This window comes from Streptomyces sp. NPDC001848, from assembly GCF_042891915.1.
GTDB lineage: Bacteria > Actinomycetota > Actinomycetes > Streptomycetales > Streptomycetaceae > Streptomyces.
The window spans coordinates 66462-89499 of record NZ_JBIATP010000017.1; the positions used below are offsets into that span (position 1 = coordinate 66462).

At 68.2% G+C, this 23038-nt stretch carries 22 protein-coding genes and 3 pseudogenes; 19 read left to right on the plus strand and 6 right to left on the minus strand.

Annotated elements, in window-relative coordinates; translation table 11 throughout:
• Positions 1–6: 6 nt before the first annotated feature.
• The 16 genes and pseudogenes from ACFYZJ_RS30610 (at position 7) to ACFYZJ_RS30685 (ending at position 13005) form a co-directional block, all read left to right on the plus strand.
• Entirely contained in the window at positions 7–1122 is a 1116-nt protein-coding gene (locus tag ACFYZJ_RS30610; protein ID WP_388573331.1) for an enolase C-terminal domain-like protein, read from the plus strand.
• A gap of 141 nt (positions 1123–1263) precedes the next feature.
• Positions 1264–2631 (plus strand): ABC transporter substrate-binding protein, encoded by a 1368-nt coding sequence (locus ACFYZJ_RS30615; RefSeq protein WP_388573333.1) that lies wholly within the window; start codon positions 1264–1266, stop codon positions 2629–2631.
• A 12-nt stretch (positions 2632–2643) separates the two neighbouring features.
• Complete coding sequence (locus ACFYZJ_RS30620) at positions 2644–3564, plus strand: carbohydrate ABC transporter permease (protein WP_388573335.1); 921 nt, start codon at positions 2644–2646, stop codon at positions 3562–3564.
• Positions 3565–3641: 77 nt separating this feature from the next.
• Positions 3642–4526, plus strand: coding sequence for a carbohydrate ABC transporter permease (locus ACFYZJ_RS30625; RefSeq protein WP_388573337.1), 885 nt, complete (start codon positions 3642–3644; stop codon positions 4524–4526).
• A gap of 4 nt (positions 4527–4530) precedes the next feature.
• On the plus strand, positions 4531–4863 hold the full coding sequence (locus ACFYZJ_RS30630; protein ID WP_200419946.1) for an L-rhamnose mutarotase: 333 nt from the start codon (positions 4531–4533) through the stop codon (positions 4861–4863).
• Between the two features lie 92 nt (positions 4864–4955).
• Complete coding sequence (locus tag ACFYZJ_RS30635) at positions 4956–5834, plus strand: fumarylacetoacetate hydrolase family protein (protein WP_388573339.1); 879 nt, start codon at positions 4956–4958, stop codon at positions 5832–5834.
• Complete coding sequence (locus ACFYZJ_RS30640; RefSeq protein WP_388573341.1) at positions 5831–6589, plus strand: SDR family NAD(P)-dependent oxidoreductase; 759 nt, start codon at positions 5831–5833, stop codon at positions 6587–6589. The genes ACFYZJ_RS30635 and ACFYZJ_RS30640 overlap by 4 nt, the downstream gene beginning before the upstream one ends.
• A complete protein-coding gene (locus tag ACFYZJ_RS30645) occupies positions 6586–7659 on the plus strand; it encodes an aldo/keto reductase (RefSeq protein WP_388573343.1) in 1074 nt (357 codons plus the stop codon). The genes ACFYZJ_RS30640 and ACFYZJ_RS30645 overlap by 4 nt, the downstream gene beginning before the upstream one ends.
• Positions 7634–8542: an amidohydrolase family protein gene (locus ACFYZJ_RS30650; protein WP_388573532.1), complete on the plus strand. Its 909-nt coding sequence runs from the start codon at positions 7634–7636 to the stop codon at positions 8540–8542. Before ACFYZJ_RS30645 ends, ACFYZJ_RS30650 begins: the two co-directional genes overlap by 26 nt.
• Positions 8533–8944: pseudogene (locus tag ACFYZJ_RS30655) on the plus strand (heterodisulfide reductase-related iron-sulfur binding cluster); the annotation flags it as partial. The gene ACFYZJ_RS30650 and the pseudogene ACFYZJ_RS30655, both read left to right, overlap by 10 nt.
• A gap of 59 nt (positions 8945–9003) precedes the next feature.
• A pseudogene (locus tag ACFYZJ_RS30660) lies at positions 9004–9687 on the plus strand (hypothetical protein); the annotation flags it as partial.
• 29 nt (positions 9688–9716) lie between these two features.
• Entirely contained in the window at positions 9717–10394 is a 678-nt protein-coding gene (locus ACFYZJ_RS30665) for an SMI1/KNR4 family protein (RefSeq protein WP_388573345.1), read from the plus strand.
• Between the two features lie 488 nt (positions 10395–10882).
• Positions 10883–11161: pseudogene (locus tag ACFYZJ_RS30670) on the plus strand (polymorphic toxin-type HINT domain-containing protein); the annotation flags it as partial.
• A gap of 183 nt (positions 11162–11344) precedes the next feature.
• Positions 11345–11482 carry a hypothetical protein gene (locus ACFYZJ_RS30675; protein WP_388573347.1) on the plus strand — a complete coding sequence of 46 codons (138 nt, stop codon included), beginning with the start codon at positions 11345–11347 and terminating at the stop codon, positions 11480–11482.
• Positions 11483–11578: 96 nt separating this feature from the next.
• Positions 11579–11833: a hypothetical protein gene (locus ACFYZJ_RS30680; protein WP_388573349.1), complete on the plus strand. Its 255-nt coding sequence runs from the start codon at positions 11579–11581 to the stop codon at positions 11831–11833.
• A 608-nt stretch (positions 11834–12441) separates the two neighbouring features.
• Positions 12442–13005 (plus strand): DinB family protein, encoded by a 564-nt coding sequence (locus tag ACFYZJ_RS30685; RefSeq protein ID WP_388573351.1) that lies wholly within the window; start codon positions 12442–12444, stop codon positions 13003–13005.
• A 297-nt stretch (positions 13006–13302) separates the two neighbouring features.
• Here the strand turns inward: ACFYZJ_RS30685 and ACFYZJ_RS30690 are convergent, their stop codons facing one another.
• A complete protein-coding gene (locus ACFYZJ_RS30690; protein WP_388573353.1) occupies positions 13303–13464 on the minus strand; it encodes a hypothetical protein in 162 nt (53 codons plus the stop codon).
• A gap of 504 nt (positions 13465–13968) precedes the next feature.
• Entirely contained in the window at positions 13969–15117 is a 1149-nt protein-coding gene (locus tag ACFYZJ_RS30695) for a LysR family transcriptional regulator (RefSeq protein ID WP_388573355.1), read from the minus strand.
• Between the two features lie 101 nt (positions 15118–15218).
• On the opposite strand from ACFYZJ_RS30695, the gene ACFYZJ_RS30700 reads away from it, so the two are divergent.
• The 3 genes from ACFYZJ_RS30700 to ACFYZJ_RS30710 all read left to right on the plus strand — a co-directional run bounded on the left by ACFYZJ_RS30700 (position 15219) and on the right by ACFYZJ_RS30710 (position 18726).
• Positions 15219–16307 (plus strand): alcohol dehydrogenase catalytic domain-containing protein, encoded by a 1089-nt coding sequence (locus tag ACFYZJ_RS30700; protein WP_388573356.1) that lies wholly within the window; start codon positions 15219–15221, stop codon positions 16305–16307.
• Between the two features lie 830 nt (positions 16308–17137).
• Positions 17138–17557, plus strand: coding sequence for a hypothetical protein (locus ACFYZJ_RS30705; RefSeq protein WP_388573358.1), 420 nt, complete (start codon positions 17138–17140; stop codon positions 17555–17557).
• 194 nt (positions 17558–17751) lie between these two features.
• Positions 17752–18726, plus strand: coding sequence for a magnesium transporter CorA family protein (locus tag ACFYZJ_RS30710; protein ID WP_388573360.1), 975 nt, complete (start codon positions 17752–17754; stop codon positions 18724–18726).
• A 369-nt stretch (positions 18727–19095) separates the two neighbouring features.
• On the opposite strand, the gene ACFYZJ_RS30715 is transcribed toward ACFYZJ_RS30710, so the two are convergent.
• The 4 genes from ACFYZJ_RS30715 to ACFYZJ_RS30730 all read right to left on the minus strand — a co-directional run bounded on the left by ACFYZJ_RS30715 (position 19096) and on the right by ACFYZJ_RS30730 (position 22867).
• Positions 19096–20220: an alpha/beta hydrolase gene (locus tag ACFYZJ_RS30715; protein WP_388573362.1), complete on the minus strand. Its 1125-nt coding sequence runs from the start codon at positions 20218–20220 to the stop codon at positions 19096–19098.
• 337 nt (positions 20221–20557) lie between these two features.
• Complete coding sequence (locus ACFYZJ_RS30720; protein WP_388573364.1) at positions 20558–21433, minus strand: polysaccharide deacetylase family protein; 876 nt, start codon at positions 21431–21433, stop codon at positions 20558–20560.
• 94 nt (positions 21434–21527) lie between these two features.
• On the minus strand, positions 21528–22304 hold the full coding sequence (locus tag ACFYZJ_RS30725; RefSeq protein ID WP_388573366.1) for a transposase: 777 nt from the start codon (positions 22302–22304) through the stop codon (positions 21528–21530).
• A 356-nt stretch (positions 22305–22660) separates the two neighbouring features.
• Positions 22661–22867: a hypothetical protein gene (locus ACFYZJ_RS30730; RefSeq protein WP_388573367.1), complete on the minus strand. Its 207-nt coding sequence runs from the start codon at positions 22865–22867 to the stop codon at positions 22661–22663.
• Positions 22868–23038 lie beyond the last annotated feature (171 nt).

A 23038-nucleotide genomic window follows, 5' to 3' on the forward strand; every position in this document is an offset into this window, starting at 1 on the left:
ACGACCGTGCGCATTGCCGACGTGGAGAGCTATCCGGTCCGGGTTCCGGGCGCCAGTCCGCCGTTCGTCTGGCGTGACGGGTTGCTGGGCAGCCCGCCGGACGGCGAGGGCGCGGTGCTGCGCATCTGCACCGACGAAGGGGTCGAGGGCATCGCGATGGCCCCCCGCCGGGGCAGCGCCGTCATCCTGGCGGATCTTCTGGACCGTTTCCTGCGCAAGGAACTCGTGGGCCAGGACCCGCTGCAGCGAGAGTGGCTGTGGCACCGCATGTGGGAGCTGGACCGCACCGAGGAGCTGCCCCTCTACCTGCTCGGCCTCGTCGACACCGCGCTGTGGGACCTGGCCGGCAGGCTCGCGGACCGGCCCACCTGGCAGATGTTGGGCGGTTTCCGCACCTCGATCCCCGCCTACGCCTCGACCGTCACCTACTCCTCGGTGGAGGAGTACCTGGACATCGCCGACCAGGCCCTCGAGCTCGGATACCCGGCCATCAAGCTCCACGCCTGGGGCGACGCACGCCGCGACGCCCGGCTGTCGGTGGCCCTGCGGGAACACGTGGGGGACGCGATCCCCCTGATGTTCGACGGGTCCGCCGGATTCGACCTCCCCGACGCGATCTACCTCGGACACGCCTTGTCCGACGCGGATTACCTCTGGTACGAGGAGCCGATCCGGGAGTTCAGCATCACCGCGTACAAGCGCCTCTCCGACGCGGTGGCGGTGCCCCTGCTGGTGGCCGAGACCTCCGACGGGGCCCACATGAACTCGGCCGACTTCATCCAGGCCGGCGCCGCCACCTTCGGCGTCCGCGCCTCCACCCAACTGCGCGGCGGCTTCACCGGCGCCATGCGCACCGCCCACCTCGCCGACGCCTACCGGCTGCGCGCCGAGGTGCACGGGCCGGAGATCCCCAACCGACACCTGTGCATGGCCATCTCGAACACCACCTACTACGAGTCCCTGGTCATGGGCAATCCCATCAGCCGCGAGAGCGGCATCGACGCCCAAGGACTCGTCCACGCCCCCACCGGGCCCGGCGTGGCGCTGCCCGCCGGCCTGGACTACCCTCCCGCCCTTCAACAGTTTGTCGACAAGGAGACTTTGACGCCGCCGAAGGCCTGATCCGCCCAGTCCATCCCACTCTCACGATCGCCCCTTACCCGACCCTCCACGCCTTCGGTACCTGATCCCTCCACACTCCCCGCTCCGGTGCTTGCGCCGACATCCCGCGGATCTCCGCAGAACGCAGACATGAGGTCAGTCATGAACAGCGACGTTCCCGTCACCTCCCGCCGCCAGGTCAGACGCGTTGCCGGTGCGGCCCTGGGCGCCGTCTCCCTTCTCGCGCTCGCCGCCTGCGGCAGCGCGGATCCCGCAGCCGCCGGGGCGCCCTCCTCCCCCGCGACCTTCAAGCCTGTGAAGCAGGAGGAAGGCAGCCAGATCACGGTCTGGGCGGACGCCGCCCGGGTCCCCGGCGTGCAGGCCTATCAAAAGGCTCACCCGGACGTGAAGATCAGGATCGTCACGTACAGCGGAGACGCGAACGGAGCCAACGATCTGCAGACCAAGGTCCAGCTGTTCGACCGGACCGGAAGCGGCTGGCCGGACGTCGCCTTCAGCGCCAACGTCAACGACGGCAGTTGGACCGCTCAGGGCAAAACTCCCTTTGCTGCCCCGGTCGACAAGGGCCTGATCCCCCAGTCCACCCTGAACGGCTTCGCGAACGGCGCGCTGAACCCCTGCAAGTTCAACGGCACCACCTACTGCCTGCGCAACGACCTGGCCCAGAACGTGCTCTGGTACAACAAGAAGCTCCTGGACAAGTTCGGCTACTCCGTCCCGACCACCTGGGAGCAGTACCAGGCACTCGGTGAGAAGGTCGCCAAGGAACACCCCGGCTACCTGGTCGGAACCGCCGGGGACGCCTGGAGCCCCGAGGTGTACTTCTGGGCGAGCCAGTGCCCTGCCAGCACAGTGACCGACGCCAAGAAGGTCAAGGTCGACCTGCAGGACGCCAAGTGCACCCGGATGGCCAAGCTGCTCGACAGCCTGATCGCCAAGGGCTCGGTGTCCAAGGACACCGTCTTCAGCGGCGGCTTCATCAAGAACCAGGCGAGCAAGGTCCTCATGCTCCCCGGCCCTTCCTGGTACGGCCAGGTGCTCTTCAACTCCACCTTCAAGATCCCCAAGGGGCAGATCGCCGCCGCCTCGCCGCTGAAGTTCGAGGGCGACGCCAAGAACTACACCGGCAACGTCGGCGGCGGGCTGTGGTTCGTCTCCTCCCACAGCAAGAACCTCAAGGCGGCTTCCGACCTGGTCACCTGGATGACGACCTCCAACGCCTACCAGGCCACCGCGGGCACTTACCCCGCGTACAAGCAGGCGGCCGTCGCCTGGCTCGCCGGCCAGAAGGAGACCGGCTACTTCGCCGAGGACGTCGCCCCGGTCTTCCAGCAGGCGGCGGAACTGATCTGGCCCGGCTGGTCCGCCACCCGGTACAGCCAGGAAGCGATCTACTCCTCCACCGTGGTCCCGGCCCTGAACTCGGGCAAGCCCCTTACCGACACCCTGGGCACCTGGCAGACGGCCATCACCGACAAGGCCAAATCCCTCGGATACACCGTCAACTAGCGAAGCGGACCGATGACCACCCACCTCGCAACGGAGCGGAGCGGCCGCCGCGGCAGCCGCTCGGCCCGCAACCCGGTCGGACGCGCCGGTTACGTCTTCGTCTCCGGCTATGTCCTGTTCCTGCTCGCCTTCGGCGTCCTGCCCACCTGTTACGCGGTGTGGCTGGCGCTGTCCAACTCCCGCAACCAGCTCGTCGGGATCGGCAACTTCACCCGGACGTTCACCGACTACCGCTTCGGACCGGCCTTCCTCCACATCGGCCTGTACCTGGTGATCTGGCTGGCCAGCCTGATGATCCTGGTGGTGCTGCTCTCCCTGATGCTGCACGGCCGCATGCGCAGGGCCTCCACCACCCTGAGGTTCCTGTTCTACCTGCCGGGCGCCCTCGCCGGGGTGGCGAGCGTACTGCTCTTCCTGATCCTCCTCGACCCGGCCGCCAGTCCCGTCGGCCGGCTGCTCAAGGGCTTCGGCTGGAACACCCTCGCCCAGGTCAACGCCCCCGGCCACCTGCCGGTTCTCTTCACCGTCATCGCCTTCTGGACCGGGGCCGGCGGCTGGATCGTGGTCATGTACGGCGCGCTCAACAGCATCCCGGACGAAATCCTGGAGGCCGCCCGCATCGACGGCGCCAGCACGCTCCAGATCGCCCTGCGCATCCAGATCCCCATGATCACCAAGTGGATCGCGTACATGCTGATCCTGGCCTTCGCGGCCGGCACCCAGCTCTTCGTCGAGCCACAACTGGTCTCCCTCGCCAGCTGGGGCATGATCCCCGACAGCTGGTCACCGAACCAGCTGTCCTACCAGTACGCCTTCCAGGCGGGCGACTTCAACGGCGCGGCGGCGCTCTCCGTCGACCTCCTCATCCTGGGCCTGGCCTGCGCGGCGCTCGTCGTCTTCCGTACCGGCCTGTTCGACAGGGACGAACGATGACCACGGCTCCCACGACCACAGCCCGCCGAACCCCGCCGCCCCGTACCGCCGGCGCCCGCACCAGCCCGAGGAAGCCCATGCACCGGACGCGCCGCCCACGCTCACTGGCCGCCCGGCTGGCCTGGCTCATCGTCATGGCCCTGGCTGTGCTGTTCTTCTGTGTGCCGGTGGTGTGGCTCCTGCTGGCCACGACCAAGACCGACGGCCAGATCGTGCGGGACAACCCGTTCTCCTTCGGCTCCCCCACCGCGATCGCCGACGCCTGGCACCATCTCTACGCCTTCCAGGAAGGCGCCATCCTCACCTGGCTGAAGAACTCGGCGCTCTACACGTTCGGCGCACTGGCCATCACGCTGGTGACATCGATCCCCGCCGGGTACGCGCTGGCTCTCACTCAGTTCATCGGGCGCCGGATGCTGTTGACCATCACCATGCTCGTGATGCTCATGCCCACGGCCGCGATGGTGCTTCCCCTGTACCTGGGGATGAACGCCGTGCACCTGGACGGCACGATCTGGTCGGTGATCCTGCCCTTCTCCTTCTTCCCGTTCGGGGTCTACCTCACCTACATCTACTTCTCCTCCAACGTCCCCGCCGACCTGCTGTCCGCCGCGCGGATCGACGGCTGCTCCGAGTGGCAGGTCTTCCGTCTCGTCGCGATGCCGCTGGCCAAGCCGGTGATCGCCCTGGTCGGGTTCTTCAACTTCGTCGGCAACTGGAACAACTTCTTCCTGCCGTTCGTGATGCTCCCCGACAGCTCGCAGTATCCGGCGCAGGTGGGACTGAACAACCTGCTCGCCGCCTCGCCGCTGTTCAACACCTCCAGCGGCACCGGCAACCAGATCATGCGGCCCGAACTGGCCCTGGCCACCCTGGTCACCATCGTCCCCGTGCTGATCGTCTTCCTCTTCTCCCAGCGCGCCCTCGTGGCCGGCATGCTCGCCGGCGCGACCAAGGAGTAAGGACATGGCAGCTCCCCTCCGTGTCGGCTCTGTGATCCGGCTGCGTCCGGACAAGGCCGAGGAGTACCTCGCACTGCACCGCGCCGTCCCGGCCCCCGTGCTCGCGGCACTGCGCAGAGCACATATCACGAACTACTCGATCTTCCTGCGGGACGGCACCCTGTTCGCGTACTACGAGTACACGGGCGAGGACTACGCCTCGGACATGGCCGCCATCGCCGCGGACCCCGACACCCAGCGGTGGTGGACCCTCACCGACCCCTGCCAGCTCCCCCTTGACAGTGCCGCCGAAGGCGAACGCTGGGTCGAGGCGGAAGAGGTCTTCCACCTTGACTGAGCGGCACGGCACCGACTCGGGCCGCCGCACGGCCCCACCCGACGACCGGCCCGAGCCGGCCCACGCGATTCCCGAAAGAGGAACTTTCCCCCATGAAGCTGATGAGGTACGGCAACGCCGGACTCGAGGTCCCGGCCGTCCTGGCCCCCGACGCCGACGGCCGAGAGCGGGTGCTCGACCTGTCGCCGGTGACCCGCGACATCGACCGCGGCTTCTGGGAGGCCGGTGGTCCGCTGCTGGTGCGCGACGCCCTGGACCGAGACCTTCTCCAGGAACTACCGGTGTCCGGTCTGCGCGTCGGGGCCCCGGTGGCCCGCCCGGGGAAGGTGGTGTGCATCGGACTGAACTACCGTGACCACGCCGAGGAGACGGGTGCCGCCATCCCGGCGCGGCCGGTGGTCTTCATGAAGGACCCCGGTACGGTGGTCGGCCCCTTCGACACGGTGCCGATTCCCCGCGGTTCGACGAAGACCGACTGGGAGGTCGAACTCGCGGTTGTCATCGGCCGGCGCGCCCGCTACCTGGCCTCGCCGGACACGGCGCTGGAGTACGTGGCCGGCTACGCGATCAGCAACGACGTGTCCGAGCGGGAGTTCCAGCTCGAGTACTCGTCGCAGTGGGACCTGGGCAAGTCCTGCGAGGGCTTCAATCCCCTGGGACCGGTCCTGGTGTCGGCGGACGACATGCCGGACCCGCAGTCCCTGGGCCTGCGTCTGCGCGTGGACGGGGTACGGCGGCAGAACGGCCACACCAAGCACATGATCTTCGACGTGGCCCACGTGATCTGGTATCTGAGCCAGTACATGGTCCTGGAGCCCGGCGACCTGATCAACACCGGGACACCCGCGGGCGTCGCTCTGGGGCTGCTCGATGCCCCGTATCTGCGCCCGGGCCAGGTCGTCGAGCTGGAGATCGACGGCCTGGGCAGCCAGCGGCAGACCTTCACCGCGGCGAGCGAGGCGACGGCATGAGCGAGCTGAAGGGCCTGCGGGCCGTCGTCACCGGCGGCGCTTCGGGTATCGGTGCCGCCACCGCCCGGCTCCTCGCCCACCGCGGGGCCGAGGTCTGCGTCCTGGACGTCGACCCCCGAAGCGTCACGGAACCGCTGCACGGCTGCCAGGCCGACGTCAGCGACGACGCCTCCGTCCGCGCAGCGATCCAGGCCGCGGTCACCGCCATGGGAGGCCTGGACATCCTGGTCAACAACGCCGGCATGGGCGCGGCCGGCACCGTGGAGGACAACCCTGACGAACTGTGGCACCGCGTGCTGGACGTCAACGTCCTGGGCATCGTCCGCACCACCCGGGCCGCCCTGCCCCATCTGCGCGCCTCCCGCCACGCCGCCGTCGTCAACGTCTGCTCCATCGCGGCCACCGCCGGACTGCCTCAGCGCGCCCTGTATTCCGCGAGCAAGGGAGCCGTACTCTCCCTCACCCTGGCCATGGCCGCCGACCACATCCGCGAAGGCATCCGCGTCAACTGCGTCAACCCCGGCACCGCCGACACCCCCTGGGTGACCCGGCTCCTGGATGCCGCCGACGACCCGGAGGCGGAACGCGCCGCCCTCGACGCACGCCAGCCCCTGGGCCGCCTGGTCACCGCGGACGAGGTGGCGGCGGCCGTGGCCTACCTGGCGAGCCCCGCCGCGGCCTCCGTCACCGGCACCGCCCTCGCCGTCGACGGTGGCATGCAGGGACTCCGGCTGCGCCCGGCGGCGGGCTCATGAGAACGACCACGCTGGGCGGCACCGACGTCAGGGTCACCGAGCTGTCGTTCGGGGCCGCCGGCATCGGCAACCTCTTCCGCCCGGTCTCCGACGAGGCCGCGTCCGCCGCGGTGGAGGCGGCCTGGGACGCGGGCGTACGCACCTTCGACACCGCCCCGCACTACGGACTCGGATTGTCCGAGCGCCGCCTGGGTGCCGCGCTGCGCGGCCGGGACCGCGACGCGTACACCGTCTCCACCAAGGTCGGGCGGCTGCTCGAACCCGACTTGGAGGGCGGCCGCGGGGACGATCTCGCCCACGGTTTCGCCGTGCCCGACACTCACCGCCGCGTTTGGGACTTCAGCTCCGACGGCGTCCTGCGCTCCCTGGAAGCGAGCCTGCATCGCCTCGGCCTGGACCGTGTGGACATCGCCCTGCTGCACGACCCGGACCACCACGCCGAGCAGGCCCTCACCGAGGCGTACCCGGCGCTGGAACGGCTGCGCGGTGAAGGCGTCGTCAAGGCGATCGGCATCGGAGTGAACCAGTGCGCGCTCCCCGCCCGCTTCCTGCGCGAGACCGACATCGACGTCGTGCTGCTCGCCGGCCGCTACACCCTCCTGGAGCAGGAGGGAATGGCGGAGGTACTGCCGGAGGCCGCCGCCCGCGGCAGGAGTGTCATCGTCGGCGGGGTGTTCAACTCGGGTCTGCTCACCGACCCCAAGCCCGGGGCCATGTACGACTACGCGCCCGCCCCACTGCACATACTCGACCGAGCCCTGCGCATGAAGGCGGTCACCGAACGCCACGGCGTACCGCTGCGCGCAACCGCTCTGCGCTTCCCGTTCGGCCATCGGGCGGTCGCGAGCGTACTGTCCGGCGCGCGTTCAGCCGAGGAGGTCCGGGACACGGTGGATCAGCTGCGGCGAACGGTTCCGGCCGAGCTCTGGGACGGACTGCGCGCCGAGGGGCTGCTGCCCCCGTACGTCCCCGTCCCCGCCGCCGCACCGGTCTACGAAGCCGATCGGCCGAAGGAGAAGTCGAGGAGTCGTGGAGGTGACCGTCATGGACATGCAGGCGAACACGGCTGAGGGCGTCATCGACGCACACCACCACGTGTGGGACCTCTCCGTTCGCGACCAGGACTGGATCACCGGACCGGAACTCGCCCCGCTGCGCCGCGACTTCCTGCTCGCCGACCTGGAGCCCGAGGCCCGGGCCGCCGGCGTCACCGCAACGGTCCTGGTCCAGACGATCGACGTGCCGGAGGAGACGCCCGAGTTCCTGGCGTTGGCCCAGGACAACGACCTGGTGGCCGGCGTCGTGGGCTGGACCGACCTGACCTCCCCGGATGTCGCCCGCGCGCTCGCGGCGCTGCGGGAGAGGCCGGGTGGCGAGTACCTGATGGGCATCCGACACCAGGTGCAGGGCGAGTCCGACCCTCGCTGGCTGATGCGGTCGGACGTACTGCGCGGGCTGGCCGCGGTGGCCGAGGCAGGGCTCGTGTACGACCTGGTCGTCCGGCCCCACCAGCTCGCGACCGCGCATGAGGCCGCCCGACTGCTTCCCGGCCTCACCTTCGTACTCGATCACGCGGGCAAGCCCCCCATCGCCTCGGGCGAGCTGCGGCCATGGGCGGACGCGGTGCGCCTGCTGGCCTCGCTGCCCAACACCGTCTGCAAGCTCTCCGGCATGGTGACCGAGGCCGACTGGGGCCAGTGGAGCGTCGAGGACCTCCAGCCGTACGCCAACACGGTGCTGGACGCCTTCGGACCGCGGCGGCTGATGTTCGGCTCCGACTGGCCCGTCTGCCGGCTCACCGCCTCCTACGCCGAAGTCATCTCCACCGCACGGGAGTTGGCGGCCGGTCTCCAACCCGCCGAACGCCACGAGGTCTTCACCGGATCCGCCCTGCGGACCTACGGCCTGGCCGCCACCGGCTCCCCGGCCGCTCAGGAAGCACCATGCCCATAGCTCTCTTCATCACCTGCTTCAACGACATGATGTTCCCCCGCACCGGCCGCGCGGTGACCGAACTGCTGGAACGGCTCGGCCACACCGTGGAGTTCCCGCAGGGCCGGACCTGCTGCGGCCAGATGCCTTCAACACCGGCTACCGCCCCGAGACTCTGCCCATGGTGCGCCGTTTCGCGGAGGTCTTCGCGGGTTACGACGCCGTGGTCACGCCTTCCGGCTCGTGCGCGGGCATGTGCGCGACCACCACCGCGTAGTGGCCGCCCAGTTGGGGGACCACGCGCTCACCGAGGCGGTCGAGCGGGTGGTGCCGACGGTGTACGAGTTGTCGGAACTCCTCGTCGACGTGCTCGACGTCACCGACGTCGGCGCCCACTTCCCGCACCGGGTCACCTTGGTGCCCGCTACCGCACCCGCGCCGCAGCAGCGCTCGGCGGAGTGAAGGTCCGGGCCCTGCTCAACGAGCCCACCGCGGCTGCTATCTCGTCCGTACACGATGTCCCGATCCCAGGTCGTTTCCTCGTCATCGACTGGGGCGGTGGCACCATCGACGTCACCGTCCTCGAATACGACGACGGCCTCTTCGTCGAGCCAGCCTCGCTCCACCAGCGGCTTGAGCTTCGACCGGATGCCCTCGATCTTCCCGGTCTCGGCCGGCAGCCCGATCCGCGGCACGATCTGCTTGGCGCGGATCGGTCCCGGTGCGTCGGCAACCACTTCCACGATGGCGCGGTATGCCGACGGCAGCACGTCTGGCATCATGCCGGGTTGCCAGTTCGGCACGGTCAGCACCCCGATGACCTGCCGCTCGGCCCTCGCATACGCCGACGCCATCCGCCCACCCGATCGCGACGGTCCGGTGTCTGCCACCACGGGCATCTCAGTCTCCGTCTCCGCGAGAACCTCGGTGACCGTTTCCCGTGTGATCCGCAGGCGCTTCAGGCTCTCACGGGCCAGCTCCAGCTTCCCGGACAGCTCAGCAAGCTCGGCTTCCAGCTCTTCCACCTGAGCCCGAGCCGCTGCCTCGCGGGCTTCCAACTCCTCGAACATCGAGCCCATCTGCCACCCTTCCTCCACCACCACGGTAGAGACGAGCGGCCGCGAACACAGCCCAGACGGAGGTCGGATGTCGGCGGCAGGGACTAATGTCCGTGTTCGCCGTCGATAGGAGAGCCGTGAACACGCACGTGCAGTGGTCGGGAGTTCGGGAACGCGTCATCGCAGTGGAGGAGGCTGAGCGTCGAGCCTGTGGCCGTGGGCCGTCTCGATACCCGACGTTCGAACCCGTCCTGACCCCCGCCGCCATAGCCGAGGTCGAAGCGCAGTTCGGTGTCGCGCTCCCCGACGAGTACCGTACGTTTCTGGCGGAGGTCGGAGCCGGCGGCCCCGGACCGGCATTCGAGCTCACGTCGTTGCGCCGAATCGACGGGAAGTGGGGATGGGTCTGGGAGAACGACGAGGACCATCCCTGGCTGTTGGACCCGAGCGGGCCGTTCGTCGAGACGGAAGACTGGGCGAACCAGCAGATTGCGACCCTTCGCGCCGCCGGTTACGAACCCACCACACGTGACGAAGACAACGACTATCTGGACGACTACCGCAAGGTCTTCGGCGAGGCTGGCGACGATGTCTGGTTCCTGGAACGCGGGCGGGGCGCGATCCCCATCAGCGACAACGGATGCGGGATGACCGGCTGGCTCATCGTCGTCGGCCCGCACCGCGGGGAAGTCCGCGACCGGGACTGCGCGGTCAACCCGCCCTTCGAGCCGTACGTCGATGCAAACGGAAACCGTCACACCTTCCGCAGCTGGTACCTCGAGTGGCTTGAGCAACGCGAGCAGGCAGCTCGATGATCAAGGGCTGGTGACCCTGGCCCGCCCCACGCACAGCGACCTACTCAACCTTTCCTTTCAAAGGAACTGCACCCATCCCAGAATGTGAATGGGTGGGCTGTGTGTGGCCCCACCCGTCGTTCCCACAGGACCGCATCTGGCCTCCAGCCGGATACACGCCGACCTGGGCAAGCCGGTGGTCGCCGCCGTTCTGACGGCGCGGCTCACTCCCGAGGCCGCGTAAGCCTGGGCGTCATGGCGGATACCCACCTGAGAAGTGCCTCCTGCTGGTGCGGGAAGCAGGACCTGGATAATCCTCGTTGCCACTGGTCAGAGGCACTCTTCAGTGAGCCGATCACCTACCCGGACAGCCCACTTCGTGAAAGCGCGAGGTTAGGTCAGGACCGCGGGAAGAGGGTGAGCCTCCAGCAGCTGTCCGATCTCCGCTTCCAGGGCTCGTCGCTCCGCTCACCGGGAAAACCGCGCCGCGCAAGGTCGCACGACTGATCATCACCGACGGCGACAAACACTTCGACGAACTCACCCTCAACACACCCGACGGACCCCGCAAGCTCACCGCCACCTACGAGCACCCCTTCTGGAGCCCCAAGGGGAACCGCTGGGTCAAGGCCCGCGACCTGGCGCCTGGTTCCACCCTGCTGAGCAGCGACGGCAGCAGGGTCCACGTCCTGGCCAACCGTGCCTTCGATGAGCAGGTACGCACCTACAACCTCACCATCGATGACTTCCACACGTATTATGTCCTCGCTGGCGCGAAGCCGGTCTTGGTGCACAACGCGACGGGCTGCGGTCCGACGTCCAGTGGAATCTATGACAGTGACGGCAATCCCGTTGACGGCACGAAGATCCCGGTCGACGATGCCCTGTCCGCAGCGGAAAAGTGGGTCGGACCTGGATACACGGAGCCTGTTCCCGGTAGTGGCCGGTTTGTCTCCAAGGACGGTACACGCGTGGCCAGGATGGGTGAGTCGGACATCACGGGACAGCATGGCGGAGGCCCGCACATGAGTTTCGAGCGACTCGCCCCGAACCCGAAGAAGCCGGGCAAGTCCATGGTCGTGGAAAACAGGCACGTCTACCTCGGGTGATCAGGTGACTGTCGGCCAAGACGGGAGGCGCCTTGGTGCAGTGAGCCAGAGGCGCCTCCCGCGCCCTACATCACTACGAGATGCGAAGGAGACCAAGTGGAACACATTGTCCAGGTCCCCGATTATCGCCCCGGCGGCGGTATCCTGCTTTCCTGGGACGAGGACTTTGAAATCGCCGTATCCGTCAGAGGATCGGAAATCTCCATCAAGGCCAACCGCGAGGGCTTGGTCTCGCTCGCTCGTCATCTCCTGACCCTGGCGCAGGATCAGGTCCACGAAGGAGCCCACATCCACCTGACGTCAGATCAGGAGATCGACTCGGACCACGACCTGATCCTCGAACGAGCGTAAGGGAGTAACCGTTTGGCTCACCGAGAACGATAGCGAAGGCGGCTCAACGGGCTCCTTTGAGTGACCTCTCCGCGGCTGTCTTCGCGCAGGGCCTCAGCGGTCCTCGGTAATGCGGTCGAATCCGCTCAGGAGCGGTTTCAGCTCCTGAGCGGCGCCGCACAGCGAACACAGCCGGACGTCGGCCTTCTCCGCAGCATCCAGGGCCCCGCTCCACCGTAAGCACCGGTGCTGCCTGCGACGCCTCCTCGCAGTCCGGGGCGTGCAGCACGGCGTCGCCGGGTCCGCGGCCGCTACCCGAGTTCGCCGGCACCCAGCCGGAAGGCCAGCGCGGCCCGAGCAGCTGCTCCACGGGCGACGGCGGCGGAAACCGGGTGGTGGGGACATCGTCATAACGGACGTCAGCGACGCGCTGTACATGGTCGGGGGCCTTCACCCGCCGTATACCAGGCGGGCTCTACGGCGCCGTCAGACTGGCGGAGAGGCAGTATTCCAAGGGTGCGCTATTCGAAGGCTGTGGCCATCCGGTCGCGTGCCGGACGGCATAGCCGGAGCCGTCCTACGGCCACCAGGCCGGCACGCTCTGCTCGACGGGTCTGTAGTGTGCGGCAATGACAAGAAGCGAGCGGCTCGCGGAGCAGTTGGACTGGTACTGGCGCAAGAACCTGCGGCCGCGGCTGGAGGGTCTTACCGATGAGGAGTACTTCTGGGAGCCGGTGCGCGGCTGCTGGAGCATCCGTCCACGTGGCACGTCGGCCGCACCGACGTCGGCAGGTTCTGGGAAGTGGACGATGGACTCCGCGTCCCCTGCCCCGGTGCTGGCGCCGGTGACCACGATTGCCTGGCGGCTGGCGCACATCGTCGTCTCGTGCTTGGGCTATCGGGTCGGATGGTACTTCGGCGGCCAGGACGTCGACTCCGAGACATTCGCCTACGCGGGGACCGCTGACGAGGCGCTGAAACAGCTCGATGAGATGTATGGGAGATGGAACGCGGGGGTCCGCGAGCTCTCGGACGCTGATCTGGAGAATCCGCCCACGGTGGGTCCCGAGCGGTTCCCCATGGAGAACAGGGTCCTGCACGTCAACAGGGAGCTGATCCATCACGGCGCCGAGATTTCCCTGCTGCGCGACCTCTACCGCTGGCAGGACGGAGTCGTACCGCGCCGAATATGAGTCCCGGTAACCGGCGATCGACATGAGCTGCGGAAACATGGCTCGCGGGCTTGTTGAGCCGGTCGTGCGTCAAGCGAGCCTGTTTGGCCCTTGCCCACCCCGCTGAAGCCGAACTTACTCCGTGGCCATGCGGGCTGCGAGGTAGACGCTCCAGTCGTCCTTGGCGTAGTTCGCCCGCCTCTGCGCTGTGGAGGGGTGTATGCCGAAGAGGTCGGCGAACCACGATGGGCGGGAGGCTGGTGACCGCTTCGATCATGGCCGTGTTGCGGGCGGGGAGGACGGGCAGCCCGAACTGGTTCAGCAGGCTGTGAGTGCCGACAACGTTCCGCGGGCGCCCGGTGCTTTGCCGGGAAAGAGGTAGCCGTTGCCGTTGCCGAACTGCTGGCGCATCCGTGAGTCGGTCACGGGCTTGACGATCTGTTCCTCGACAAGGAGGGCCAGCTTCGGCGGCAGGAGCACGGGGTGCCGGTCGAGAGTGAGGTAGGCGCCCTTCTCGTCGCGGTGGAAACGGTCAGTGGTCAGTTCGACGATGCGAGAGACGGGTAGGGCATAGAGCCTGATCAGGGCTCCGATGATGCGGGCTTCCCGGGGAAGGGCGTCGTCGTTGAGGCAGCGCCGGAGCTGGCTGGTCCTGGAGGTCCTGTTCGTCCAGGAACCCGGAGGAGTACTTCTTCGACGGTCGGGAGGAGCAGGTCGTGGACGCGTTCGGTGAGGACGCAGCGGGGGCAGCGGCCGTCGTCGTAGATGTCGGCCGGTGCCTTGCACTGTCGGCAGCGGAAGTTGGGGGCGTCGATGCCGCAGCAGGCCCGGCAGATCTCCCGGCCTTCGGCGCCGCGGGCGACCATGACGCGCAGGCGCCCGCAGCCTGAGCACGGGGCGGGGACCGCGTTGCGGCGCTGGTAGCAGCCGGAGCAGAGGTTACCGATCGGCCAGGTGCTGTGCGCCGGTTTCATTTCACCGCAGTCATCGCACTTCCGGATCGGCCGTGGCCGGCATGAGCGGCAGTGAAACGTCCCTCCACGGGCGGACACATGACTGCCGTAGCGGAACCGGCCGCAGACCACGCAGGTTCCCTTGCGAACGCGGTAACAACGGATGCAGGCATCCGTCTGGCCGTCGGCCTGGCGGGCCGCGATCTCGCCGAGCTCGCCGCAGATCCCGCTGCGGCGTCTCGGGGCCTGGCAGCAGCGTTTGCAGAGCGGAGCGCCTTTCGTCGTCCGTGTTCTTGTGCCGCGCCGGCGTTCCGCAGCGTGTGCACTCCCGCTCCGGTCGCGGGACGCAGTTCGTGCAGAGCACCGTGCTGTCGTCGAGCCTGACGCCCGGAGCCCGCTTGTGCCCGCACCCGGCGCATTCTGTGACGACCAGTTCGGTGTCCGCGACGGCCTCGAGGTGCAGGCGCGGCAACTCGCTGTCGAAGGGACGGTGGGGTGGTCGGGATGTCAGCACGGCGAGGTCGAGCGAGCCCGCGCGCAGCGCCCGGATCAGGTTGCTGCGGCACGCCCACACGGTCCTCGCCTCGCTCGTAGCGGCCGAGCGTGAGCTCACCGGCACCGTCTCGCGGACCGAACTGGTGCGGCTCGGGGTAGTCCTGAGCGCGGGCTCGGCGATCCTGCCCGCCGCACTCGCACACCTCGCGGAGGCGGTCCGGTCGCAGCGGACGTACCGCGGCCTGGTGATCGCATCGCCGAAACCGGCCTCGTCCAGGAGACTCGCGAGCCGGACCAGCGTCACGGGGCAGTGCCGCGACGGAGCCGACCATGCGTCCGGTTGCTCCGCGAGGTGTGTGTCCAACTGCCGTGCAGGGCCAGGGACCCAGGCCTTTGCTCGCTCAAGGAGGGCCTCGGCTTGCGCGGGCGTCATCCGCCACCCCGTGGCGTCCTGGACGTGGCGGACCAGACGGGCCCTGACCTGGCCAAGGGTCAAGCCGGCGGGAGTGAGCCGCACCCCGTCCGGGCGGCGTTCGAACAGGGTGGCGCCGGTGCTGTGTTCGAGAGCGGCGGCCTGGCGTGAGACGGCCGACTGCGTGTAGCCGAGGCGGGCAGCTGCCGCGGTGAAGCTGCCGGACTCGGCGATCTGCCGCAGGACCCGCAGCCCTGCGCTGGAGATGTCCATGCGTCATACGCATACCGCAGATGCCAGATCATCGCTTCCCGCATGGTCATCCCGCTCCTAGTGTCGATCCCACGAGCACGGACGAACACGGAGGTCATCACGTGCGAGCAGCAGTTCTGACGCAGTTCGGCGCCCCGCTCACGGTGTGGGAGGTGCCCGACCCCGAGGCCGGCGGCGGTGAGGTGGTGGTCGAGGTCCTCGCCGCCGGCGTGGCGCCCTACGCGGCCGAAGTCTTCAGCGGCAAGCGGAAGTACTCCCTTGTCCCTCCTGTCGTGCCCGGTGTCGGTGGAGTGGGGCGGATCCTCCACGTCGGCCCGGACGCCACCCGGCTGCGCGTCGGCGACCTGGTGTGGTGCGACTCGACGGTGCGCTCGCGGGACGACGCCCTGACGCCCGACATCACGCTCCAGGGCTGGAGTTCGCGCGGCGAGGGCGGCGCGCGGCTCGCCGAGTACCTGCACGACGGCGCGTTCGCCGAGCTCATGCGGGTCCCGACGGAGAACGTCTTTCCGCTGCCCGCCGCGGCCGGGGAGGATCCGGCCCGCTGGGCTGCGCTCACCGTGCACACCATCTCCTACGGCGGGCTGCTGGCAGGCGGGCTCGCGGCCGGCGAGACCCTGCTCGTCAGCGGGGCCACCGGCAACCTCGGCAGCAGCGCGGTCGCGGTCGCGCTCGCGATGGGCGCGGGCCGCGTGGTCGCCCCCGGCCGCAACAAGGCCGCGCTCGACCTCCTCGCCGACCGGTTCGGCCCGCGTCTGCGCCCGGTCCCGCTGACCGGGGACGAGGCCACCGACCGCGCGGCGATGTCCGCGTCGGCCGACGGCCCGATCGACATGGTGATCGATCTGCTCCCGCCGAGCGCACCCAGCTCGGCCTCGCGTGCCGCGGCCATGACCGTGCGCGAGTTCGGCCGGGTCGTTCTCATGGGCGGCGTCGGCATGCTCGGTGGTGACGACCTCGCACTCCCGTACCCATGGATCATGCGCAACTCGATCACCGTGCGCGGGCAGTGGATGTACCCGCGCACAGCCAATGTCGGCATCATCCGGCTCCTCGCCTCGGGCGCTTTGGATCTCGCCCCCGAACGGATCCGGCCGTTCGACCTCAATGCCGTCAACGACGCCATCACGTACGCCGCCGCGCACGGTGGCCCGTTCGACCGCACCAGCCTCACCCCAACGGCTGGCTGACAAAGCCCACTGATCCCCACCACGGGGCTCGGTTGGTTACTGCTTCCTGACGAAGCTGCCAGTTTCGACCTCGGTGAGGATGCCGAGTTTGACCAGGCGTTTCAACGTGGCTCGGGTGCCTTCAACGTTCTTCGGCAGCAGTTTGTGGTCGAGGGCTTCGCAGACGTCCTTGGCCCGCAGCGGTCCGGTCGCCTCGTTGAAGACGGCAGGATGCGAGGGTAGTCAGCGTGCTCGGACAGGTCCGGTGGGGCGGCCGGAAGTCGGTCGGCAAGGCCAGTGACGGTCTTCCGAGTGATCGCGAGGTGCTCGAGGTGCGTCTCGGCCTCCCGCAGCCGGGTCTGCAGTTCGCCGATCTGTGTGCGGAGGTCGTTGGCCTGGGCCCGTGCGGCGTCCTCCTGGATGTCCAGCGCGTCGAGCAGGGGTCCAAGGTTCATGGGGTCACCGCCTGCGGTTCGCGCCAGGTGGGAGCGCTCGCGCCGGCGAGGCGGCGGATCATGACGCGGGACGCTCCACGCCTGCGACAGTCGAGCCGCTGCTCAGTGCCTGGCTCTACGACAGACACCTGCCGCCGCTGCCCCCGCCATGCGCTGAGAGCACGCGGAGCTGACGTCGGCGGCCCGCCGCCGGGTCCGGCACTGTCAGCACGAGTAACCCGTGGCTTCGGGTCGGGTCTCGGCGGCCGCTGTGATGGTTCGGCTGTTGCAACACAGTGACAAAGCGCCTACAACGCGTCCGTGGGATGGAACGTCTTTTTCGGTGAGACCGCTCTAATGGCATCTACCTAACCTTTGGCTCAAAGCCTGCTATTCCATATCGAGAGAGGCAGAACAGTGATCGTCGCCAAACGGCACACTGTGCGCATCGCGGCTGTCGGCGCCATCAGCGCCATCTCCGTCGCCCTGGCGGGGAGCGCAATGGCAGCCACCCCGGCCGGCCACATCGCACTCCCCGCCGCCGCGCACGCGGCCGCGGCCGTCAAAACCGGCATCACCGCCAAACCGTCGGTGTCCTCGGTCCGCGCCTGGGACCTGTTCCGGGTAACCGGCAAGACCGTCGGCCTCAAGGCGGGCAGCAAGGTGACGCTCCAGCAAAAGCAGCACGGCAACTGGGTCACGCTGCCCGCCAGCGCGCCCATCTCGCGCAACGGCTCCTACTCGCTGGGCGTCAAGCTCGGCCTGAAAGGGAAGAACGACCTTCGCATTGTCAGCGGCAACACGGCCTCACCGGTCTTCAGCGTGACCGTTCGCTAGGCCGGCTGCCGCAGGAGCCGACCTCAACGGACGTGGTCCGGCAGTAGCGCACGGGTGGCCCGGTACATCAGCGAGGTGATCACCCGTGCAGCATCCCGGTCACTGCCGATGGCTCGGCGTACAGGCTTCCTGCTGTAGCGATGACTGTGCGCGCCCCACAGGCTTCTTACCGAGGCGGCTTATGGTGCGTCGCCATGACTCGTACACGGCTCTACCGCAACGGCTCCCTGATCCTGGAGGATTTTCCGACCGCCGACATCTCGGAATACGTGAACGATCCGGATGTGGCGGTCTGGCTCGACCTGTGCGATCCGTGCTCCGCCGATTTCGCGATGATCAGCGAGGAGTTCGGCCTGCACGAGCTCGCGGTGGAGGACGCGCGTCACGAGCATCAGCGGCCAAAGCTGGACCGCTACCGCACCCATGCCTTCCTCAGCGCCTACGCCATCAGCGTGGACGAGGCCGGTGGGCAGCTGACCGCAAGTGAATTGTCGGTATTCATAACCCCCACGGCGTTGATCACCATCCGCCCGGACCACCGGTTCGACATCGAGAAGGTCGTCGAACGCTGGGACAACAACAGTGATCTCGCCAAGTACGGAGTGGGATTCCTGCTGCACGGACTGCTGGACCACATCGTCGACGGGCATTTCGCCGCCGTGCAGGACCTCGACGACCGTATCGAAGCGGTGGAGGATCTGCTTTTCGACGAGGGACGCGAGCAGATGGACTCCGTCCAGCGGGAATCCTACGCGCTGCGCAAGAACCTCACCAAAGTGCGCCGCGTGGTGCTGCCGATGCGGGAGGTCGTCAATAGCCTTCTCCGGCGTGACCTGCACATCGTCGCCGAGCCCTTGCTTCCCTATTACCAGGACGTATACGACCACGTCCTCAGGGCCACCGAGTGGACCGAGTCACTGAGGGACATGATCACGTCCATCATGGAGACCAATCTGACCGTGCAGGGCAATCGCATGAACCTGATCATGAAGAAGGTCACCAGTTGGGCGTCGATAGTGGCCGTGCCCACGGCCGTCACCGGTTTCTACGGGCAGAACGTTCCGTATCCGGGTGTCAATACTCACGTGGGCTTCCTCACGTCCACCGGTGTCATCGTCGTCGCATCCGTGCTGCTCTACTGGGTCTTCAAACGTAAAGACTGGATATGAGCCCGGGCCCCTGTGAGGGGCCCCGTTCAGGCCCGGGATACGGTGCGGTCCCGGCGCGCTGCCGGACAGCAGCGCGGAACCGGGTGGCATCCTGCGGGTCATGTCCCGCCATGTGGGGTAGCGGCGATCGACTCGAAACGGCCGGCCGCGCCGCAAGCAGTCCGCTCCGGCGCCATCATGGCCTGGCCGACCGTCGGGTGGCCGCGCGATGCGAACTCGGTCAGGGCGGCACGCTTGGCGCACCGGAGTACGTCCCCCTCAACGGTCACGAACGTGCCGTCCGGCCTGGACGCCTGGCGTTCGAGCGCCTGCGGGGCCGTTCGCGGCCGGCCGCGTCACCGGCTTTACCGGGCGTCAGGCACCGCTGGCTCAGTGTGCGACCAGCCGCTCGCTCATCCACTGCAGCATCGGCGGGATCTCCCGCTTCCAGGTGTTGAAGTTGTGCCCGCCGTTCGGAAGGATGATCGACGAAATCCTGGTCACGTTCGTGTCCTGCACGCTCTTTATGAACTTGAGCGTGTCCTTGTAGTTGTGCTCACCGACCCTGCTGCTGGTGACGAGCAGCGACGTCTCGGGGGCGGGCAGATGCTTGAGCGCCCAGAAGAGGTCGGCACGGTTCTGCAGGTTCTTGTCGCCGTGGAAGAGGTCCCCGGTGGTGGGGTCGATCAGCGCCCTGTAGTACGGCGACAGGCCCGCGGCGGCCGCGTACGAACCCGGGTGGTGCATGGCGATCTTGAGTGCGCAGTAGCCGCCGGTCGAGTCGCCGGCGATGCCCCAGCTGGCGGGCGTCTTGTCGACCCGGTAGCGGGCCATCACCGAATCGCGCAGGTCCTTGGCGAGGAACGTCTCGGTCTGCGGGCCGCCGGGAACGTCGACGCACTCGGTGTCCCGCGGCGGCGCCACGGTCGGACGTAGCATCACCAGGATCATCGGCTGCATCTTCCCGCTTTTGGCCAGCTGCTGCGCTGTGGTCGGGTAGTCCAGCTTGTCCACCAGCGCCTGGGCCGTGCCCGGGTAACCCGTGAGAACGACGGATACCGGGAACTTGCGCGCGCGGTTCTGCGGCTGGAAGTACTCCGGGGGCAGGTACACGAACGCCGGCGCGGCCAGATGGGTCGTACGGCCGATGATGTCGACCTTCTGGACCTGCCCGGCCATCTGCGGCAGCGCGCTGCTCGCACCGATGACACGGGACGCGGAGACCACTTGGACGGGGCTGCTGCCGCCCTGTGCTACATGGTCGACGACCACTCCCTGGCCGGTCTCCTGGCCGAACAGGTCGGACCAGCTGGCGTAGAAACCGAAGGCCTGGTTGGTGGCGAGTCCCACCATGGCGTAGCCCGCCAGCTGGGTGGCGAGCAGCAGCCCGACCCGTCCGCTGATGGCCCGCCAGTTCCGCTGGCCGAGGCGCGGCCACAGCCATACCGTGCCGAGGAACAGTACGACGGCGAGGACGATCGCCAGCACCAGTACTTTGTTGCTTGTGAGACCCATGGGCTGTTACCTGCCTGCGCTTTCTGCCCGGCATCCGCCCGCGCTTGGTTGCGAGGGCTTGCCCGGGGCTTTCCTTGGCCCTTGACCCGACTTTCCGGTGGGGAGTGAACCTCTCCTCCCTGGACACCGCCCTCAAGGGCGCAATGCCGCCGGATGCCCGATCGGGCCTGGGCTCAAGGTCTCTCGCGGAACTACGAGATGCGATGTCTGTCAGATGGATGAGCAAATGCCGGGCGAGGTTCCGACCCGATCCGGTCGGCCACGGCGCATACTGCGCGGCCCGCGCCCCGAGACCGAAAGAGTGCAACGCTGCGAAGCATACTGATTCCTGGTCGGTTCAGTGTCCGGCTGGCGGCTGGATGTAGTCCTCCAGGCGGGCCACCGCGAAGCCCTGTTCCCGGATGCGCTTGAGCAGATTCGCGAACATCTCCGTCATGGTGGCCCCCTTGAGCTCCGCAGGGCCGCGGAAATGGGCGAGGATGATGTCGCCGGGACGCAGCTTTTTGCCTGGATCTTGGTACTGCATATTGCGTACCTGCATGGACTCGCGCCACCAGACGATCGCTCGTGGCCCGCAATCTCCGACCGCGATCTTGGTGTTGTTGTTGTACGCCCCGTAGGGCGGCCGGAAGAGGAACGGGGCGGTGCCGAACTGCTGGGTGAGGATCTTCTGGTCGCCGCACACCTCTTCCTTCTGGCGGGCCAGTGGGATGGTGTTCATCGCGGGGTGGTGCAGGGTGTGGTTCTGTATGTGGTTGCCCATCGCCTGCAGTGGCTTGAAGTACGCGTAGTCCGATTTTATGGCGTCGTTCATCAGGAACATCGTGATCGGGATCTTCAGGTCCCGCATCATCTCGATGAACTTGGGGTCCTTTTCCAGTCCGTCGTCGACGGTGATGAAGACGACCTTCTGGGATGTCGGTATGTGCGTGAAGACCGGGACTGGGCCGGTCGCGGACAGCTTGACGGGTTTGTCCGCCGGGGGCTCGGGTGCCGCGGGCAGCGGTGTCAGGCCCCACTTGTGCCAGGCGGCAGGCTCAGCCGTGACGTGCGACGCGGTCCCGGGCCTGCCGCCGACGGTGGCGGACGCCGACGAGGTGGCCGCCGGGCTGGTCGCGTTGCCACCGCTCATGCCGCAGCCCCCTACGGACACGGCCAGGAGCACGCTGACCAGCGGGGCGTAGAACCTTCCGCCTGTGTTGCGTCGCTTCACCGCACCGCTCTCCTGACTGCAAAGCTGACCTCGACTCTGCTGGGAAGGTAACCGCGGTATGAAAAGCGAAGTTCAGCGGTACGAAAGGTGAAGTTCAGCGGAGGGTGAGAATATGGCCAAAGACCACACCGTCCCCGGCGCCATGCGGGTCATCACAGCCAACGTCTGTCAGGGAGGCGGCGGTGCGGCGGGTGAAGGAATCGCGCAGATGCTTGACCCCGAGGTATTCTGCCGCGCTCGCTGTAGGAGCCGTGTAGACCGGCTTGAGCGCGCGGGAGACCTTGTCCCGGTTCTGCCGGCCCGCGTAGCGGAACGACGCCCGGGTCAGGTGGACGGCACAGGTCTGGGTGACCGCCTGGAGCCAGACCATCGAGAGGGAGTCGGGCAGGCCCTTGAGCCCGTCGCAGACGACTATGCACACGTCCTCGAGGCCGCTGTTCTTGGTCTGGGTCAGGACCTGGAGCCACCGATGATCCGTGATGGGGCGCCGATCGGCGCGTCCCGCCGGCCGCGGTGCCGGCGGCGCGACAGGACATGTGCTCGATGGCGCCTGTCTCGGCGTTGCCGGGGCGTCAGGCGCCCCAGTGAGCAGGGGGGCGTCTCTCTGAGGCGAGGCTGAGGCCACTCGGCTCGTCGTCCGCGCCGGCGAGCACCGCGGCGAGATCGTCGGCGCGGCCAGGATCTCGCGCACGCCCCAGCGCTCGGTGGCGGCGATGCGTGGTCGAACAGCAGCATCAGGGCGGGGTAGGTGACGGCCGCCTGCCACGCGTCCAGACGGCGGAGCGCGGCCCGGACCGCGGGATCGGGCTCCTCCTCGGGGTGCAGCAGCCGGCGGAAGTGGGCGCCGCGGCGGTGGAGTTCCCTGATGCACTCCTCGATCTCCGCCTCACTCGTCTTCCTCTCCTCGAAGCGCTTCTGCTGGGCCGCGTACAGGTCCTGGCGGCGGACCCGGTCGTCCCCGTGGTGATATCCGGGACCGCAGTCGTCGGTCGGTTGGCTGTACCGGCGGGTCAGGCCCGCGACCTGCTCGACAAACGTCCGCCGCACAGAATGCCGTCGCAAGCTGCTGGATCACCGCCCTGTCCAAGCTGGGCCTGAGTTGACCAGCCCGGGCAGGCGTCGATGTAGGTCAGCCGTCGGCGTCCGCTTCCGGCAGCGCTTCGGGGGCAGGGCGGTATCCGAGGCGCGTCGACACGGACCTTGCACAGATATGCCTGCCGAAGCTGGTCAGAGACCCACTGTGCCGGGGCCGCGCAGCGGCGTGACCACGGGACGGCCGTCGGTGTCCGTCGTCACCGACACCCGTGCCGCGTACACACGGGCGATCACGTCCTCGGTGATGACCTCGGCAGGCGTGCCGCTCGCCGCGGCGCGTCCCTTGTCGAGCAGGACCAACCGGTCCGCGTACTGTGCGGCCGTGGTGAGGTCGTGCAACGTGGTGACCGCGGTCAGGCGCCGCGTGCCGCGCAGCTCCCCGGTCCCATCCGAACCCGGATGGGACCGGGCAGCGCCGCCCGGTCTCGGGCTGGCTGAAGGCGTCCGACGTTGATCGGCGGCCGGTCTACGGCTCGTGGGTGGGGTCCTCACCTGCTCCTGGCGCTGACC